Raw genomic sequence first — 18,069 nt, 5'->3', positions numbered from 1 at the left:
GCGCCGGGCGTACCCGTCCATCAGTCGAGGCTGAAGCAGAGCTTCCCGCCGAGCCAGTACTCGATCCAGGCACCCAGCTCCATCGAAGTGCAGTTGGACGCAGGCAGGGCACTGGGTGTGGCAGTCGGCTTCGGGGTCGGGCTCGGGGGCGGGATGTCCGGCGACGGGGACGGTGTCGGGCTGGGTGTCGGGGTCGAGGCCGGAGTCGGCGTCGTGGTGTCGGCGCGGCCGAAGAGGGCCTCGCGGTAGACGTGCGCGGAGCGCGGGTTGACCGAGCACTGCCAGACACCGTGCGGGCAGTAGTCGGTCAGCGTGTTGTACAGCGGCTTGTGCTCGTCCATCCAGGCGAGCATCCGCCGCATGTACTCGGCGTTGTCACCGTTGCGGAAGAGGCCCCATTCCGGATAGGAGACGGGTTTCCCGTGGGCCTTCGCGAAATCGACGTGCTGCTGGAGTCCGTAAGGCTCCCGCACCTGTTGGTCGAAGGAAAGTCCGGTCGGCTGGTCGTACGAATCCATGCCGATGATGTCGACCGTGTCGTCCCCGGGATAGCACTGCGTCCACGGAACCGCGTCGCGGCCCCGGCTCGACGTGAAATCGAACCGGAATCTCTGGCCCGGCACCGCACGCATGGTGGTGACGATCCTTCTCCAGTATCTCTTCCAGGCCTCCGGGTCCGGCCCGCAACGATGGGTGTAGGTAATGCCGTTCATCTCCCAGCCGAGCACCACGACCGTGTCCGGGACCCGCAGTTTCACCAGCCGCTCGGCCAGGGCCCGGAAGTGGTGATCGAACTCTCCGGCCGCGCCCTGCCGGAGCAGCTCGCGGACCTCGTCGTCGCCGATGCCGTCCTCGTTGCGCTCCTGCATGGGCACGTTGAGGACGAGCGTCCGGTCGGCCTTCGCTCTTCGCCAGTGCGCCCAGACGTCCAGGAAGCCGGGGGCGCCCTCGATGTCGGCCCAGCGGTTTCCGGGCAGATACGTGTGCGCGACCTTGAGCTCGGTGCCGCCGAGCCAGCTGCTCAGCTGGGCCATCCGGGCGACGCCGAGCGGACCGGAGTCGAGGAACGCCCCGAAGGCCGGGGGCATCGCCTTGGCCGACCCGCCGACGGCCGACGGGTGGACGGCCGGGGTCGGGGTCGGCAGGGGTGCCGCCGATGCCGGGACGGACGTCGTGGGCGTCGGGACGGCTGTCGCGGGTGCCGGAGCCGGTGGGTCGGTGACCCGGGCCGCCCCCGCACCCGCGGCGAATCCCGGGCCGGTCGCCAGGGTCGCCGAGGCGACCACGACGACGGCCGCCGCGGCCACGGCCGGTCGACACCGACAAAACCGTGCCCGCTTTCGCAGCTGTGGGGCCATGCCTGCTCCTTCCTCCACCAGTACTCGTCCGTTCGCAGCACCCCTGAGGAAGCGCCAGTTACTGACACTCAGTCATATCAATATGAATTCCGCCAGTGCGGTTGCGGCTTTCGAGTGCCCCGAACGCCCGCACGGGTGAACCGACGCAAAGGAAATGGTCCGTGTCGCTGCTAGACATCCGGGTCCCCGCCGTTCTGCTGCGGATCGACCGGAATCCCTTTCACCACGGCACCTTGGGGGCCGTGCGCTCGCTCGGCAGGGCCGGGGTGGAGGTCCATGTGGTCGCCGACTCCGCGGGGAGTCCGGTCCGCAAATCCCGCTTCGTACGGCAGCTGCATCCACCGCCGGCGCCGGGCGCGTCGCCCGCCGAGATCGTGGCCGTGCTGCGCCGGGTGGCGGCGCGGATCGCCCGCCCGGCGGTGCTGATCCCCATGGACGACGCGAGCGCCATCGCGGCCGGCCGGCTCCGCGCGGAACTCGCGCCCGCGTACCTGCTCCCACAGCAGCCCGGCACCCTGCCCGAACGCGTCGCCGACAAGGCCGAGTTGGCCGAGGTCTGCGCGGCGACCGGGATCCCGCACCCGCCGACCCTGGTCCCGGACAGCCCCGAGGAGGCCGCCGCCGCGGTCCGGCGGCTCGGGCTGCCGGTGATCGCCAAGTGGAGCCGGCCCTGGCTGCTGCCGGCCGGGTCCGGGCTGCGCAGCACGGTCGTGCTGCGCTCGGCGCGGGAGGCGGTGGAGCTGTACCTGCGCAACGAGGAGGCGGGCAGCAGACTGCTCCTCCAGGAGTTCCTGCCGCCGGGCCCGGACCGCGACTGGTTCTTCCACGGCTACGCCGACCGCACCGGCCAGGTGCGCGCGGGCGGCCCCGGCCGCAAGCAGCGGGCCTGGCCGCGCGGCGCCGGACTGACCGCGGTCGGCCTGTGGACGCCGAACCCGCAGGTCCAGGCGCTGGCCGAGCGGCTCACCGGCGAGCTGGGCTTCCGCGGCGTCTTCGACCTGGACTTCCGGCGCTGCGGCAGCACCGGCCGCTACCACCTCCTCGACTTCAACCCCCGTCCGGGCGCCCAGTTCCGGCTCTTCACCGACAGCACCGGCCTGGACGTCGTGCGCGCCCTGCACCTGGACCTGACCCACCGTCCGCTGCCGGACGGGGTGCCGCTGGCCGGGCGGGCGTTCGTGGTGGAGAACTACGCGCCGCTGAGCGCGCTGCGCCCGGCCCCGCGCGGGCGGGAGCTGGCCTGGTCCGCGCCGGACGACCGGGGGCCGGGCCTCGCGATGTGGGCGCTGTGGAGCCGGCACGTGGCGGGCCGGCTCCTCGACCGGCTGCACGACGGCACCGCCGCCCAGCCACCGCGCCCGCACACCCCCGTGGTCCGCCAGGCCGGGGAGCCCCTCGTACCCGCCGCCCAGGCCGGGGAGCCCCTCGTACCCGCCGCCCGGGACGAGGAGCCCCTCGTACCCGCCGCCCGGGACGACGAGCCCCACGTACCCGCCGCCCGAGACGACGAGCCCCACGTACCCGCCGCCCGAGACGACGAGCCCCACGTACCCGCCGCCCGAGACGACGAGCCCCACGTACCCGCCGCCCGGGACGAGGAACTCACCGGCGTGGCGGGTGCCTCCGCCGCGCCCGGCGTCTCCGGCCTCTCCGGTCAGCCCGACCGGTCCGACGACGAGAAAGCGAGCAGCTGCTGATGTACGACCTGCTGGTGGTGGGAGCGGGCCCGTACGGCCTGTCCATCGCGTCCCACGCCACGGCGGCGGGCCTGAACGTGCGGGTCTTCGGCCGCCCGATGGCGTCCTGGCGCGACCACATGCCCCGCGGGATGTTCCTCAAGTCCGAACCCTGGGCCTCCAACCTGTCGGACCCCGAGGCGCGTTGGCGGCTGGACGTCTACTGCGCGGGCCGCGGCGTGACGGCCCGGCACGGGCAGCCGATCCCACTGGAGATGTTCGCCGAGTACGGCCTGTGGTTCGCCCGCAACGCCGCGCCGCCCGTCGACGAACGCATGGTCACCCGGGTCGCGCCGCGCACCGGCGGCTTCGACGCGACGACGGCGGACGGCGAGGTGCTGCGCGGCCGGACCATCGCCCTCGCCATCGGCGTACTGCCGTTCGTGGAGATCCCCGCCGCCGTGCGCGGCCTCTCCCCCGCCCTGGTCACGCACAGCAGCCACCATGCCGACCTCGGTCGCTTCCGGGGCCGGGACGTCACGGTGATCGGCGGCGGTCAGGCGGCCCTGGAGACGGCCGCGCTCCTCGCCGAACTGGACAGCCGGGTACGGGTGCTGGTGCGCGCGGACGAGCTGTCCTGGAACGATGTGCCGCCGCCCTGGCAGCGCTCCTGGTGGCAGTCGGTCCGCGCCCCGCACAGCGGGCTCGGCCCCGGCTGGCGCAACTGGTTCTACTCCGAGCGGCCCGGCCTGTACCGGCGGCTCGCCGAGCCGACCCGGACCCGGATCGCGGCGCGTGCCCTCGGCCCGGCCGGCGCCTGGTGGGTACGGGAGCGGGTGGAGTCCAAGGTGGAGGTGCTGCTCGGCCGCGAGGTCACGGCGGCGCGCGCGACGGCGGGCGGGGTGCGGCTGGACACCACGGTGCGCGGTGGCGGCATGGGCACCCTGCAGACCGAGCACGTCATCGCGGCCACGGGGTTCCGGGCGACCCGGGGGCGGCTCGGACTCCTGGCCGACGACCTGCGGACGACCCTGGTGACCGGGGCCGACGGGGCGCCCGAGGTGGGCCGGGACTTCGAGTCGTCGTATCCCGGCCTGTTCCTGGCCGGTCTGGTCACGGCGGCGGGCTTCGGTCCGGCGATGCGCTTCGTGCACGGCGCCGGCTTCACCGCCGAGACGCTGGTGCGCGGGGTACGGCGGCGGCTGCGCTCGGGGCCGGCCGGCTGGGGCGTCCCGGCGGGACGGCGGGAGTCCGCGCCGGACACGGTGGGCAGCTGACGGGCGGGTGCCGGGCGCCCGGGGCATCCGGCACCCGGCTTCCGCTACGGCCGGCGAGAGGCTGCTCGCCCCCGGCGGTACAGGACCGCGCCACCCGCGACGAGCACGGCGCTGGCCGCCGAGGTCGCGAGCATCGCCGTACTGCCGGTGTGCGGCAGGGTGGGTGGCGTCCCGTGGTGCTGCCCACCGTGCGGAGGCGTCCGGCTCGGCGGCGGAGACGTCGGCGGCCGCGTGGTCGGAGGCGGGGACGTCGGCGGTGTTGTGGTCGCAGGCGGAGACGTCGGCGGGGGCGGGGTGTCTTCGCCGTACGCGGGCGGGGTGTCTTCGCCATACGCAGGCGGAGTGTCGCCGCCGTACGCCGGGGGTGCGTCGTCGTCGCCGTAGGCCGGGGGTGTGTCGTCGCCGTAGGCCCTGGGCGTCTCGCGGTTGTCGGGCGGCGGGGTGGTGCCGGTCTCGCCGCCGCGGTTCCCCTCGGAGCCGTGTCCCGAGCCCTCGCGTGCGCGGTCGCGGGTGTGCTCGTCCGCACCCCCGCCGTTCGCACAGGAGGTGCCGGCTGCCGGCTGCGACGCGGCGGCGGTGCCGGCCGGGTCGGCGCAGTGGTCGGCCGGAGCGCTCGCCGGGGTCTGGACGCCACCGCCCGACACGGCACCCGGCGAACCGGCCGCGGTCCCGGTCGGGTTCGTGCCGGCGAGCGCGGGACTGCCGTACAGGGACAGAATGCTCGTCGCGGCGGCGGCCGCGAGCATTCCCCTGCTGAGGGTCTGTCGCAATCTCGTTGTCTTCCTGGTTGACGAAGTGGAAAGCCGGCCCCGGACCGCGGATGCGAAGGCACGGCGGTCCGAGGCCGGCCATGACACAGCCGGGAGGTTGGTGCGCTGTGTGACGCCGTCAGTCGGTGGTGCAGCGGTTGCCGAGCGCCGGGTCCAGCAGAGCGATGACGTCGACGGTGTCGCCGCAGGCGTTGACCGGGACGTGAACCGGAACCTCGATCACGTCGCCGGAGATGGCCCCCGGGGAGTTGGTGGCCGTGCCCTGCGCACCGGCGTCGGCGAAGGCGGGGACGGCTCCGCCCAGCGCCAGGATGGCGCCGGCGATCACAGCAGCGGTCTTCTTCATGAACTTTCCCTTCTCTGCGGTCATGCCCGTATGTCGGCCGAAACCGAGCGAGCACAGCATGAACGGCTCGCACCATGACCGGCAGGCTGTAGAACGAGGAATAGACAGCCGAAGAAACTACGGAACGCCTGCCATCGGTTAATTCACTCGAACGCCCTCGCAGAATTGACATAAAGCGAGGAAACGCTTCTTCGGCGCTTCTTCCGACGGCGGGAGTTACGCGGCCACGACGAAAGCCCGCCCGGGGGGCGCAGGAACGCGCACCGCCCGGGCGGGCTTCACGGGGCCGGGGTCACTGGTTGGCGACGCCGTTGGCCGCGAGGACCGCGATGTCGTCCAGGATGTGCGAGGCCGGCTCGTCACCCTTGGCCTGCGTCGAGTTCTCGGCGCACTGCTGGTTCTGCGGCGCGGACAGGATCGGCACGTCCTGGGCCACGCCTACGGCGGCGATGAGGCCGAAGACGGCCTGGGCGTTCGCCTTCGCGGGGAGGCCGACACAGAGCTTGTTGAGCGAGCCCTGGACCAGGGTGGCCTGCGGGCTCATCTTGCCCTTGGTCACCGAGTTGCCGAACGCCTCCTTGGCGCCGTTGCCGCTGGCGGAGGTGGTGCCGTGGTCGTTGCCGGTGGCAAGCGCCTGGGGGGCTGCCGCCGCCGACACACCTACGACGGACACGGCGACCGCCGCCGCGGCCATTGCCTTCTTCAGCATTTCGCAATTCCTTTCCTGGCTCCAGGCCAAGACGGACGTTCCTGCCCGGCACCAACCGCCGGCATACGGAATGGTTGCGGCCCCGGACGGCACGTCACCCGTTCGGACCGAAGGCCTCCTGGAATTCCTAGGAAAGTCGGGCCGGCGCAGAACTCCGGAGATTGCCGGACCGTGGGCCGTTGGAGTGAAGCGGAGCAACCAAACCGAGCGCGCGCAGTTGACCAGGGCGCTCCGGTGGACGGGGTGTCCTCAGAAGGGAACTGACAAGTGATCAAGAAGGTTCTGGCCGCCGCCGCTGTCGCCGCCTCCGTCGTCGGCGCCTCCGCTGTCGCGGCCTCGCCGGCCCTGGCCACCGGCAACGACCACGGCACCACCTCCGCGAGCGGCAACGGCGCCGAGCAGGCGTTCGGCAACTCCGCCACGTACGGCAACATGAGCCCCCAGATGGCGCTCATCCAGGGCTCCTTCAACAAGCCCTGCATCGGCCTCCCGGCGAAGCTGAACCTCCAGGGCCTGGCCGGTCTGGGTGCCATCGGCGTCCTCCAGGACGTGCCGATCCTGTCCGCGCCGCAGAACCAGCAGTGCGTCGAGAACTCCACCCAGGCCAAGGGCGACGAGCCGCTGTCGCACATCCTGGACGACATCTCCGCGCTGTCCGCGAACGGCAAGGGCAACAAGTAGTCCGGATGCCCTCCGGGTCCCGGTCCCAGGGCGCCGATCTCAGGGCTCCGGTCGATTGATCGGACTGCGTTACGCCGATCGGGGCATACCACGCAACCTCGGCGAATCCGGGTAAGTTGACGATCACGCAGCTCCTCCCCGGAGTCCGCCTTTCGAAGGGAACGAACATGAAGAAGCTGTGGGCAACCGCGGCTGTCGCCGTCACCGTCGCCGGTTTCGCTGCCACGGCCGCTCCCCAGGCCCTGGCCACCGGCAACGACAACGGCACCACCTCGGCCAGCGGCAACGGCGCCAAGTCGGAGTTCGGCAACTCGGCCACGTTCGGCGACCAGAGCCCGCAGCTCTCGGCGGTCCAGGGCTCGCTGAACAAGCCGTGCGTCGGCCTTCCGGTCAAGGCGAACCTGCAGGGTCTGATCGGTGCGGTCGCCGTCGGCGTCGCCCAGGACGTGCCGATCCTGTCCGCGCCGCAGAACCAGCAGTGCGTGGAGAACTCCACCCAGGCCAAGGGCGACGAGCCGCTGTCGCACATCCTGGACGACATCTCCGCGCTGTCCGCGAACGGCACCGGCAACCAGTAGTCCGCAGACGCCGCGGGCTGCGGGCCACCGGTTCCTCCGGTGGCCCGCAGCCTTTTGCTCACTTCCGGTACAGCGCCTCGATCTCGGCCGCGTAGCGGCCGGTCACCGCGTGGCGTTTGACCTTCAGGGACGGCGTGAGCAGTCCGTTCTCCTCACTGAACTCACCCTCCACCAGGACGAAGGCGCGGATCGACTCGGCGCGGGAGACGGCCTGGTTGGCGTGGTCGACCGCCTTCTGCACCTCGGCCCGCATCCGGTCGTCGCGCACCAGCTCGGCGAGCGGGGTGTCCGGCGGCAGCTTCCGTACGGACAGCCAGTGGGCGACCGCCTCGGGGTCCAGGGTGATCAGGGCGGCGACGAACGGCCGGTTGTCGCCGACCACCAGGCACTGACCGACCGGCGCCCGGCTGCGCAGCCGGTCCTCCAGGACGGCCGGGGAGACGTTCTTGCCGCCGGAGGTGACCAGGATGTCCTTCTTGCGGCCGGTGATGGTGAGATAGCCGTCCGCGTCGAGCGCGCCGAGGTCGCCGGTCTCGAGCCAGCCGTCGTCCGGCAGCACTTCCGCGGTCGCGGCCGGGTTGTTCCAGTACGAGCCGAACACCACCGGGCCCTTGATCAGCACCTCGCCGTCGTCGGCGATCCGGACGGCCGTCCCCGGGATCGGCTGCCCCACCGTGCCGGGGCGCGGCGCGAGCGGCGGCACGATCGTGGCGGCCGCGCTGGTCTCGGTCAGGCCGTAGCCCTCGTAGACGACGATGCCGGCCGCGTGGAAGAACAGGTTGAGGTCGCGGTCGAGCGGTGAGCCGCCGCTGATGGCGTACCGCATCCGGCCGCCGAGCTCCTTGCGGATCCGGCGGTAGACCAGCAGGTCGTACAGTGCCCAGGCGGCGTACAGACCGGGCCCCGGGCCCTTCCCGGTGCCGAGGAACTTCTCCAGGTAGGCCGCGGCGAACCGCACCCCGATCCGCTCGGCGCGGTCGAAGGAGGCGGCGCGGCCGATCTTCTCCGCCGTCGCCCGCCCGGTGTCGTGGATCTTCTCGAAGAGGTACGGCACCCCGACCAGGAACGTGGGCCGGAACTCCCGCAGCGCGGGCCGGAGTTCGTCCGGCTTCACGCTCGGGAAGTGGCCCATCTCGATCCGGCCCAGCAGGCAGGCGATCTGGAGTGTGCGGCCCAGGATGTGGGCGAGCGGGAGGAACAGCAGGGTCGAGGCGGTCTGGCCGGTGACCGCCTGGAAGACGGGGTGCAGCAGCTCGACCGTGTTGGCGGCCTCGGCGTGCAGGTTGGCGTGGGTGAGGACACAGCCCTTGGGGCGGCCGGTGGTGCCGGAGGTGTAGCAGACGGTGGCGACCGTGTCGGGGGTGAGGCCGCCACGGCGCTTGGTCACCTCCTCGTCCGGGATCTCCTGGCCGAGGAGGGTGAGGTCCGCGAGGCCGCCCGCGTCGAGTTCCCAGACGCGCGGGGGGTGGGGGTGGGAGGCCGTGCCGGTGGTGACGGTGGCGGTGTTCTGCGCGGTCTCGGTGACGACGTGGCGGGCGCCGGAGTCCCGGACGATCCACTCCACCTGCTCCGCGGAGGAGGTGGGGTAGACCGGCACGGTCACACCGCCGGCCGCCCAGACGGCGAAGTCGAGGACCGTCCACTCGTAACGGGTGCGGGACATCACGGCGACGCGGTCGCCTGCGGCCAGGCCGGCGGCGATCAGGCCCTTTGCGGCGGAGGTCACCTGGGCGGCGAAGGCTTCTGCGGTGACGGCGCCCTCGCCGCGGCGGATGGCTGTGGCGTGGGGTTCCTCCGCCGCGTTGGTGTACGGGAGGTCGGCGAGGGAGCCGGTGGTGAGGGGTGGGGCCAGCGGCTCCCGGCGCGCCTCCCGTACGACACCGTTCGCGTCCTTGATGACCTCGACCCTGCCTCGGTCTGCCAGATCCGTCCGCCGACGTGCTCGTTTGAGGTCGCTGCGTACGCTCATGGGGCGTCAACTTACTCGGAAGTAAGGGGAGGTCAATGGGTTCGGAGGGATTGGGCGCTTCAGTTCGCGGCGCCGGAAAAGCCCGCCTCCCGAATGGCCGTGGCCAAGTCGGACACGTCCTTGTCCTCTGTCGTCCTTGCCAACGTCGTTGCCCGGGACTGGAGTTTCGTGAGGCTCGGTGCTCCCGGCATGTCGTATTCCCCGTCCGCCAGCGCGTTCGCGAAGTAGGCCGCCACCGCCGTCACCTGGAACCGGGGGGACGCCGTCCACACCGAGTCGTGCAGGGCGCCGGTCTCCATCGCGCCCGTGTTCTCGTGCGGGGTGCGGGTGTCGGGGTCCAGCCAGCGGACGGTGGCGGTGGCGAGGTGGCCGTCCGTGCCGGGGTTGGTGCGGACGGCGTAGAGGGCCGTGACCGTGTGGCCGGGGCCCACCTCGCCGCCGTCCACCTTGTCGTTGCGGAAGTCCTGGTCGGCGACCTTGCGGTCCTGGTAGCCGATCAGGTGGAACTCGGCGACCGTGTGCGGGTCGAAGGCCACCTGGGCCTTGGCGTCCCGGGCCACCAGGTCGATGTTCTGCGGGAGTTGCCGGCAGAAGACGTCGGCGGCGGTCGCGGTGTCGGAGACGTACACGGTGTGGCCGTCGCCCTTGTCGGCCAGGCGTTCCATGAGCGCGTCGCCGTAGTCGCTGCCCACGCCGACGCCGAACAGGGTGATGCCGTACGCGCGGCGGTCGCCGTCGATGCGCCTGAGGATCGCGTTCGGGTCGGTCTCGCCGTCGTTGGCCAGGGCGTCGGAGATGAGGACGACGCGGTTGGTGGCGTTCTCGCGCAGGCCCTCGACGGCGGTGGCGTAGCCGGTCTCGACGCCCTCGCCGAGGTTGGTGGAGGAGAGGGGGGCGAGGCGGTCGACGGCGTCGTGGATCTCTGCGCGGTGGCCGCCGAGGCGGGTCATCGGGAGGACTGTCTCGGCGTGTTCGCTGAAGGTGACGAGCGCGACCGAGTCGTCGTCGCGCAGCCGGTCGGCCATCGTGTCCAGGGACTTCTTGGCGAGGTCGAGGCGGCCGGGTTCGCCCATGGAGCCGGAGACGTCGATGACGAACGTGAGGGCGGCCGGGGGGCGTTCGCCGGGGTCGTCGGCGGCGGGGCGGGTGGTGAGGCCTACGCGGACCAGGGACCAGTTCGGCTCGCTGGTGCGGGCGCCGTCGACGGTGACCGTGAAGCCGTTGTGCTCGGGGGTGCGGTAGTCCTGGCGGAAGCTGTTGACGAATTCCTCGGGCCGGATGGTCGAGGGGTCGGGGCGGCCGCCGTCGGCGAGGGTGCGGCGGGCGTAGCCGTAGGAGGCGGTGTCGACGTCGAGGGCGAAGGTGGAGAGGTGGTCGGAGGGCGGGGCGGTCTCGTTGCCCGCGGCCTGGGAGGGGGCGGGGGCCCGGGTGGCGGTCGTGTACTGCGGGCCGTTCGCGTGGTTCTCGTCCGCGCTGCAGGCGGTCAGCAGCAGGGTGCCCGCGGTGGTGATGGCGAGCAGTGCCGCGCACGTCTGCCGTCGGGTCCGGTGTCGGTTCATCGCTGTGCCCCCTGTGCCGGTCGGAGTCGACTTCCTGGCTTGTCGTCGACTGTGACGGCGCAGGGGGCCGGAACGTGCGCCCCGATGCGTTGCGGATGAATCTCGAAGCGGCCACGGACCATTGGTTTCGAGGCCGGAGGGAGATCGTCCGGTGACCTAGGAGACGATGTCCTTGCGGGCGAAACCCCGGAAGGCCAGGGCGAACAGCACCAGGGCGTACGTTATCGAGACCGCCGTGCCCTGGATCATGCCGGACCACTCCGGGTGGGGTTGTACGGCGTCCGCCCAGGCGAACTGCCAGTGCGCGGGCAGGAAGTCCCGCCAGTGGCCGAGGGCGGTGACCGCGTCCAGGACGTTGCCGACGATGGTCAGGCCGACCGCGCCGCCGACCGCGCCGAGTGGCGCGTCGGTCTTCGTGGAGAGCCAGAACGCCAGGCCCGCGGTGACCAGTTGGGACAGGAAGATGTACGCGACGACGACCGCGAGGCGCTGGGTGGCGGTGGTGGTGTCGAGTGTGCCGCCGGTCGGGATCTGGAGGGGCCCCCAGCCGTAGGCGACCGTGCCGACGGCGAGGGCGACGAGCGGCAGCAGGATCATCGCGGCCAGGCTGAGTCCGAGCGCGACGACCAGCTTGGACCAGAGCAGGCGGGCCCTCGGCACGGGTGCCGCGAGCAGGTAGCGCAGGGAGGACCAGCCGGCCTCCGAGGCGACCGTGTCCCCGCAGAACAGGGCGACCGGGATGACCAGCAGGAAGCCCGCGGACACGAACAGGTTGACGGCGGCGAAGTTGGCGCCGGACGCGGTGGCCGTGTCCAGGAGGGTGACCTGGCCGTTCTCCCGGCCCGGCTGGCCGCCGATCGCGAACGCGACCAGCAGCACGAAGGGCAGTACGGCCAGGATCCCGCCCATCACCAGGGTGCGGCGGCGCTTGAGCTGGCGGACCAGTTCGACGCGCAGCGGCAGGGTGCGGCCCGCCCGGTAGCCGGAGGCGACCGCGGCCTTCTCGGTGAGCGTGCTCATGCGGAACCTCCGATCAGGGTCAGGAAGGCGTCTTCCAGACGGCGGTGCGGGCCGACCGACGCCACCGGCACGTCGAGCCGGACGAGTTCGGCGACCAGGCGCGGGGCACTGCCGCCGGGCTCCATGCGGACGAGCAGGCCGTCGGCCGTACCGGTCACGGAGGCCACGCCGGGCAGCGCGGCCACCTTCTCCACGACCGGCTCCTCGACGGGGGTGCCGGTGCCGACGAGGAGGGTGTCGCCGGAGCCGACGATGTCGGCGACCGGTCCGGCCTGGACGAGCCGGCCGCGGTCCATCACCACGAGGTGGGTGCAGGACTGCTCGACCTCGGCGAGGAGATGGCTGGAGACGATCACGGTGCGGCCGGCGGCCGCGTAGCGGATCATCACCTCGCGCATCTCGCGGATCTGCGGCGGGTCGAGGCCGTTGGTGGGTTCGTCGAGGATGAGCAGGTCCGGCAGGCCGAGCATGGCCTGGGCGATGGCGAGCCGCTGCCGCATGCCCTGCGAGTAGGTGCGGACCGCGCGGGCCAGCGCGTCGCCGAGGCCGGCGATCTCCAGCGCCTCGTCGATGTGGGAGTCCTCGGGCGGACGGCCGGTCGCCTGCCAGTACAGCTCCAGGTTCTCCCGGCCGGACAGGTGCGGCAGGAAGCCAGCGCCCTCCACGAAGGCGCCGACCCGGGACAGGACGGGTGCGCCGGGGCGGATGGCGTGGCCGAAGACCCGGACCTCGCCGCCGTCCGGCTTGATCAGGCCCATCAGCATGCGCAGGGTGGTGGTCTTGCCCGCGCCGTTGGGGCCGAGGAGGCCGAGTACCTGGCCCTTCTCCACGCGGAAGGACAGCTCGCGGACCGCGTACCGGTCGGTCGAACCCGCGTAGCGCTTGCTCAGGTCCGTTATCTGGAGCGGGACTTCGGCGAGCGCCGGGGCGGGGGCCGGGCCGGCGGTGCGGCGGCGGCCGGTGAGCAGCAGGGCCAGGGCGGCCACCGCGCCGGCCAGCGGCAGCCACCACACCCAGGCGGGCAGCGGCGCGGCGGCCGTGTCGACCCGGGGTGCCGTCGGCACACTCAGGCCGCCCTTGAGGGAGACGGTGTAGGTGGCCGGGGCGGTCGGGGAGGCGTAGCCGAGGTCGGTGGAGGCGAGGACCAGGCGCAGCCGGTGGCCCTTCTGCACCTCGTGGTCGATGGCCGGGAGGGTGATGGTGACGTCCTTGCCGGCCTTGGCGCCCTCGACACGGATCGGGGCGACCAGCTGGGAGGGCAGCACCTGCTGGGTGCCGTCCGGGCCGACGTCGTACACCTTGCCGAAGAGCACGGCGTCGTCACTGCTCGAGGTGAGGTGGACGGTGGCCGTGGGGGCGCCGGTGATCTGCAGGATGTCGGTGACGGGCGCCGAGTCGAAGCGGGCGTACTGGCCCGGGAAGTCGAGGGAGATGCCGACGCCGAGGGAGGACAGCTGGGCGAGGCCGCCGGAGCCGCCGAGGCCGGGCAGCGCGGAGACGCCGGGCGGGCTGGCGCCGGCCGGGTTGGTGACGCGCTGGGTGCCGCCCTTGAGGGCGATGCTCTTCCGGTCGCTCTCCAGACCGGGGTAGCTGTCGGCGGTCGCGCCGCGCAGCTGGGCGGCGCCGTCGGTGGAGTCGACGCCTCCGGTGCGGGTGATCCGGAAGGCCGGGCCGGTGTCGGTGGCCTTGTCGCCCTTCAGGTACCGGTCGAACCAGGAGGTCACCCGTCCCTCGACCCGGCTGGTCTCCAGGTCGCCGCCGTCGTGGCCGCCGGCGATCCAGTCGACGTCGACCGGGGCGCCGTTGGCCTTGATGGCCTTCGCGGCCGCGTCGGACTGGGAGAGCGTGAAGAGGGAGTCGGTCTGGCCCTGGAAGAGCAGGGTCGGCACCTTGATCCGGCTGCCGACGGCCGACGGTGAACGTTCCTCAAGGAGCTTGACCGCGGCCGCGTCCGGCTTGCCCGACTCGGCGACCCGGTCGTACATCGCGCACAGGGCGGGCTGGAAGTTGGCGCAGCCGCCCCCGGTGTTGAAGAAGATCCCGGCCCACAGCTTCTTGAAGACGCCGTTGGGGAACAGGGCGTCCGCGAGGTTCCAGTACGTGATGGACGGGGCGATCGCGTCCACGCGGTGGTCGTAACCGGCGGCGAGGAGGGAGATCGCGCCGCCGTACGAGCCGCCCGCCATGCCGACGCGCGGGTCGCCGGCCTTGTCGAGCTGGACCTGGGGCTGCTCGGCCAGCCAGTCGATGAGCTTGGAGACGTCGGCGACCTCGCTCTTCGGGTCGTTGAGGCCGATCTTCCCGGTGGACCTGCCGAAGCCGCGGGCGGACCAGGTGAGGACCGCGTAGCCGTCGCGGGCGAGGTCCTCCGCTTCGGCGCGCATGTCGTTCTTGCTGCCGCCGAAGCCGTGGGCGAGGAGGACCGCGGGGCGTCGGCCGGTGCCGGCGGTGGTGAAGAACGAGGTGTCGAGACGCACCCCGTCCACTGCCATGACCTTGTCGGTCCGGTGCACCGGGGACGGGTCGTCGGAGGCGACGGCCGTCCACGTACCGGCGCCGACGAGCACGACGACGGCGGCCGCGGCGGCCAGTAGCCGACGCGGCCGCCCGAGCAGCGCTCGTAGGCCGGGGGGTCGAAGATCCATGCTTCAACGGTACGGGCCCGGACCGACATCCGATGCCGACGGTGGGCTGAACAGCGGGCCATCCCCGAGGAGTAGGGGTGGGTCGCCGAGTACTTCGAGTGCGGTACACCGCATTGACGCCGGGGGCGCTTCCTGCGACTGCTCGCGCCCCTCAAAAGGCTTGCGCACCGTCTCGGCCGGCCACGCAGCTCCTCCCCCAGCCTTCGGCCGGGGGTACTCCCAGCGCCCCTCGGGGCCTCAGGCCTGGGCGTCTTCCGGGATCGAGACCACCCAGTGGGTTTCCTTGCGGGGGCGGAGGTAGAAGGCCCAGTAGAGGGTGGCTGCGGCGGTGATGCCGCCGGTCCAGAGGAGGTAGGCCGCTTCCTGCTGGGTGAGGATGTAGCCGAGGACGGCGATGAGGAGGACCGGCATCGCGGGCCAGAGCGGCATGCGCCACGCGGGGGTGTGCTTGTGGTGGCCGCGGCGGGAGAGGAGGGCGGCGACGGCGACGAGGAGGTACATGCCCGTCACCGAGACGCCCGTCACGCCGTACAGGGTGTCGAGGTTGACGAAGCAGAGGAGGGCGCCGGGGACGCCGACCGCGAGGGTGGCGACCCAGGGGGAGCCGAAGCGGCCCAGGCGGGAGAGGGCGGTGTTGACCGGCGTCGGCCAGGCCTTGTCGCGGGCCGAGGCGAACAGGACGCGGGAGTTCTGGATGACCATGACGATGCCCGCGTTGATGATCGCGAGGGCCACGCAGAGGCTGACGAAGGTGCCGACCGCGGAGTTGGACCAGGCGGTGACCATGGAGCTGATGTCGCCGCCGGTGAGGGCCTTGAGGTCGGTCGCGCCCATGGTGATCGCGGCGACCGGGACCAGGATGACCACCGTGGAGATCGCGAGGGTGGCGAGGACCGTGCGGGCGACGTTGCGGCGCGGGTCCTCCAGTTCCTCGGAGAGGTAGACCGCCGTCGAGAAGCCCTGGGTGACGAAGAGGGCGATGGCGAGGCCGGAGACGACCAGCATGGCGGTGACCGTGGTGGTGTGGCCGCCCGTGTCGGCCACCTGCATGGAGGTGAGGCTGCCGACCCCGCGGTGGCTGTGGGAGAAGCCCAGCACCGCCACCACGCCCGCCGCGATGACCTCGAGGACCAGGAAGATGCCGGTGATCCAGGCGTTCGCGCGCAGGTCCAGGAGGCCGGCGAGGGTCGCGAGGAGCATCACGCCGGCGCCGGTCATGGCCGGGTCCAGATGGACGATCGGGGCCAGGTAGTCGGCCGTGCCCATCGCGATCACGGGAGGCACGATCATCACGACGAGGAGGGAGAGGACGAAGACCAGCCAGCCGGCGAGGCGGCCCGCCATCGTCGAGACCATCGCGTACTCGCCGCCCGCGCTGGGGATCAGGGTGCCCAGCTCCGAGTAGCAGAAGGCCACGGCTATACAGAGGAGGGAGCCGATGGCGATCGTGAGGGCGGTGGCGGTCCCGAGCGAGCCGAACAGGTCGGGGACGACCACGAAGAGCGTGGAGGCCGGTGTGACGCAGGAGAGGGTGAGGAGGGTGCCGCCGACCACTCCGATGGAGCGCTTGAGCGTCTTGGGGCTGTCGGACGCCTCTGTGACGGCGTTGTCGACAGGGCGGAGCGTGTCGGTCATGCGGCGGTTCCGATCGAGTCGTGCGGATGCCTCCGGCGGTTGGGCTGCGCTGCATGGAACCCCGACGAAAACCATTGCGTCAATGGCTGTTCACCTTCGGATTCCGCACCCTTAAAGCGGCACCGGTCACATCGCTTTCGTAGGATTGAGCGGCTTGATAGAACAATCATCAAGACCATCCTCCGCATGACCTTGCTTTCGAAGGTCATGAACGCAAAGGACTTAAGCCACCCGTTTCATCCCGTGAAAACGAGAACCGCAGCGCCGCCGATAAAAAAAGTCGGGGCCGTCCGGTATCCGGACGGCCCCGACAAGGTCAGGCGGTCACGCTCAGTGGTTGCGTGGGAAGCCCAGGTCGACGCCCGCGGGCGCGTCCGCCGGGTCGGGCCAGCGGGTGGTGACGACCTTGCCGCGGGTGTAGAAGTGCGTGCCGTCGTTGCCGTAGATGTGGTGGTCGCCGAAGAGCGAGTCCTTCCAGCCACCGAACGAGTGGTAGCCGACCGGGACCGGGATCGGCACGTTCACGCCGACCATGCCGGCCTCGATCTCCAGCTGGAAGCGGCGGGCGGCGCCGCCGTCCCGGGTGAAGATCGCGGTGCCGTTGCCGAACGGCGAGCTGTTGATGAGGGCGACGCCCTCCTCGTAGGTGTCCACGCGCAGGACACACAGGACCGGGCCGAAGATCTCGTCCTGGTAGGCCTTCGCGGTGGTGGGCACCTTGTCGAGCAGCGAGATGCCGATCCAGTGGCCGTCCTCGAAGCCCTCGACCGTGTAACCGGTGCCGTCCAGGACGACCTCGGCGCCCTCGGCGGCCGCGCCGGAGACGTAGGAGGCCACCTTGTCGCGGTGGACGGCCGTGATCAGCGGACCCATCTCGGAGGTGGGGTCGTTGCCGGGGCCGATCTTGATCTTCTCGGCGCGCTCGCGGATCTTCTCCACCAGCTCGTCGCCGATCGCACCGACGGCGACCACGGCCGAGATGGCCATGCAGCGCTCGCCCGCCGAGCCGTAGGCGGCGGAGACGGCCGCGTCGGCCGCCGCGTCCAGGTCCGCGTCCGGCAGGACCAGCATGTGGTTCTTGGCGCCGCCCAGCGCCTGGACGCGCTTGTGGTTGGCGGAGGCGGTGGTGTGGATGTAGCGGGCGATCGGAGTCGAGCCGACGAAGGAGACGGCCTTGACGTCCGGGTGCTCCAGGAGCCGGTCCACGGCCACCTTGTCACCGTGGACCACGTTGAAGACACCGTCCGGCAGGCCTGCCTCGGCCAGCAGCTCGGCGAGCTTGATCGAGGCGGACGGGTCCTTCTCGGACGGCTTGAGGACGAAGGTGTTGCCGGTCGCGATGGCGATCGGGAACATCCACATCGGGACCATCGCCGGGAAGTTGAACGGCGTGATGCCCGCGACCACGCCGAGCGGCTGGCGGATCGAGGAGACGTCCACCCGGGACGCGACCTGCGTGGACAGCTCACCCTTCAGCTGCACGTTGATGCCACAGGCCAGGTCGACGATCTCCAGGCCGCGGGCCACCTCGCCGAGGGCGTCGCTGTGCACCTTGCCGTGCTCGGCGGTGATCAGCTCGGCGATCGCGTCCCGGTTCGCGTCAAGCAGGGCGCGGAAGCGGAACAGGATCTCCGTGCGCTTGGCCAGCGACGACTGGCCCCAGCTCACAAAGGCGTCCTTGGCGGCGGCGACCGCGGCGTCGACCTCGTCGACCGACGCGAACGCGACCTTCGTGGTGACCGCGCCGGTGGCCGGGTCGGTGACCGGCCCGTAGTTGCCCGACGTGCCGTCGACGGACTTGCCGCCGATCCAGTGGTTGACGATCTTCGTCATGACCGGTTACTCC

Annotated in this window: 14 protein-coding genes; 4 read left to right on the top strand and 10 right to left on the bottom strand. The window is 71.8% G+C overall.

The genetic code is table 11. From position 1 onward, the window contains the following. Positions 1-20: 20 nt before the first annotated feature. Complete coding sequence (locus ACFY0P_RS16250; protein WP_388912481.1) at positions 21-1,358, bottom strand: glycoside hydrolase family 26 protein; 1,338 nt, start codon at positions 1,356-1,358, stop codon at positions 21-23. A gap of 161 nt (positions 1,359-1,519) precedes the next feature. Between ACFY0P_RS16250 and ACFY0P_RS16245 the strand changes: the two genes are divergently transcribed. Both ACFY0P_RS16245 and ACFY0P_RS16240 read left to right on the top strand, forming a co-directional pair. Then, the gene (locus ACFY0P_RS16245; RefSeq protein WP_388912478.1) at positions 1,520-3,055 is read left to right on the top strand and encodes an ATP-grasp domain-containing protein; all 1,536 of its coding nucleotides are present in this window, start codon (positions 1,520-1,522) and stop codon (positions 3,053-3,055) included. After that, positions 3,055-4,311 carry an NAD(P)-binding domain-containing protein gene (locus ACFY0P_RS16240; RefSeq protein ID WP_388912475.1) on the top strand — a complete coding sequence of 419 codons (1,257 nt, stop codon included), beginning with the start codon at positions 3,055-3,057 and terminating at the stop codon, positions 4,309-4,311. The genes ACFY0P_RS16245 and ACFY0P_RS16240 overlap by 1 nt, the downstream gene beginning before the upstream one ends. Before the next feature lie 44 nt (positions 4,312-4,355). Here ACFY0P_RS16240 and ACFY0P_RS16235 read toward each other — a convergent pair whose 3' ends face one another. The 3 genes from ACFY0P_RS16235 to ACFY0P_RS16225 all read right to left on the bottom strand — a co-directional run bounded on the left by ACFY0P_RS16235 (position 4,356) and on the right by ACFY0P_RS16225 (position 6,136). After that, positions 4,356-5,081 carry a chaplin gene (locus ACFY0P_RS16235; RefSeq protein ID WP_388912472.1) on the bottom strand — a complete coding sequence of 242 codons (726 nt, stop codon included), beginning with the start codon at positions 5,079-5,081 and terminating at the stop codon, positions 4,356-4,358. Between the two features lie 118 nt (positions 5,082-5,199). Then, positions 5,200-5,451, bottom strand: a complete 252-nt coding sequence (locus ACFY0P_RS16230; RefSeq protein WP_388912469.1) for a chaplin — start codon at positions 5,449-5,451, stop codon at positions 5,200-5,202. A 268-nt stretch (positions 5,452-5,719) separates the two neighbouring features. Then, entirely contained in the window at positions 5,720-6,136 is a 417-nt protein-coding gene (locus ACFY0P_RS16225; RefSeq protein WP_388912466.1) for a rodlin, read from the bottom strand. A gap of 267 nt (positions 6,137-6,403) precedes the next feature. Between ACFY0P_RS16225 and ACFY0P_RS16220 the strand changes: the two genes are divergently transcribed. After that, positions 6,404-6,817, top strand: a complete 414-nt coding sequence (locus ACFY0P_RS16220) for a rodlin (protein WP_388912463.1) — start codon at positions 6,404-6,406, stop codon at positions 6,815-6,817. A 167-nt stretch (positions 6,818-6,984) separates the two neighbouring features. Continuing rightward, positions 6,985-7,395 carry a rodlin gene (locus tag ACFY0P_RS16215; RefSeq protein WP_388912460.1) on the top strand — a complete coding sequence of 137 codons (411 nt, stop codon included), beginning with the start codon at positions 6,985-6,987 and terminating at the stop codon, positions 7,393-7,395. 58 nt (positions 7,396-7,453) lie between these two features. Here ACFY0P_RS16215 and ACFY0P_RS16210 read toward each other — a convergent pair whose 3' ends face one another. The 6 genes from ACFY0P_RS16210 to mmsA form a co-directional block, all read right to left on the bottom strand. After that, entirely contained in the window at positions 7,454-9,364 is a 1,911-nt protein-coding gene (locus tag ACFY0P_RS16210) for an AMP-dependent synthetase/ligase (protein WP_388912457.1), read from the bottom strand. A 59-nt stretch (positions 9,365-9,423) separates the two neighbouring features. Further along, the gene (locus ACFY0P_RS16205; protein ID WP_388912454.1) at positions 9,424-10,923 is read right to left on the bottom strand and encodes a von Willebrand factor type A domain-containing protein; all 1,500 of its coding nucleotides are present in this window, start codon (positions 10,921-10,923) and stop codon (positions 9,424-9,426) included. Positions 10,924-11,079: 156 nt separating this feature from the next. After that, positions 11,080-11,943, bottom strand: a complete 864-nt coding sequence (locus tag ACFY0P_RS16200; RefSeq protein WP_388912451.1) for an ABC transporter permease — start codon at positions 11,941-11,943, stop codon at positions 11,080-11,082. Then, complete coding sequence (locus ACFY0P_RS16195; RefSeq protein WP_388912448.1) at positions 11,940-14,588, bottom strand: CocE/NonD family hydrolase; 2,649 nt, start codon at positions 14,586-14,588, stop codon at positions 11,940-11,942. Before ACFY0P_RS16195 ends, ACFY0P_RS16200 begins: the two co-directional genes overlap by 4 nt. A gap of 237 nt (positions 14,589-14,825) precedes the next feature. Continuing rightward, positions 14,826-16,223, bottom strand: coding sequence for an APC family permease (locus tag ACFY0P_RS16190; RefSeq protein ID WP_388912445.1), 1,398 nt, complete (start codon positions 16,221-16,223; stop codon positions 14,826-14,828). 330 nt (positions 16,224-16,553) lie between these two features. Then, on the bottom strand, positions 16,554-18,056 hold the full coding sequence (mmsA, locus tag ACFY0P_RS16185; protein ID WP_388912442.1) for a CoA-acylating methylmalonate-semialdehyde dehydrogenase: 1,503 nt from the start codon (positions 18,054-18,056) through the stop codon (positions 16,554-16,556). Positions 18,057-18,069: the final 13 nt, after the last annotated feature.

This window comes from Streptomyces sp. NPDC001714, from assembly GCF_042892755.1.
In the GTDB taxonomy this organism is placed as follows: domain Bacteria; phylum Actinomycetota; class Actinomycetes; order Streptomycetales; family Streptomycetaceae; genus Streptomyces.
This window is presented reverse-complemented; position numbering and strand designations above follow the sequence as displayed.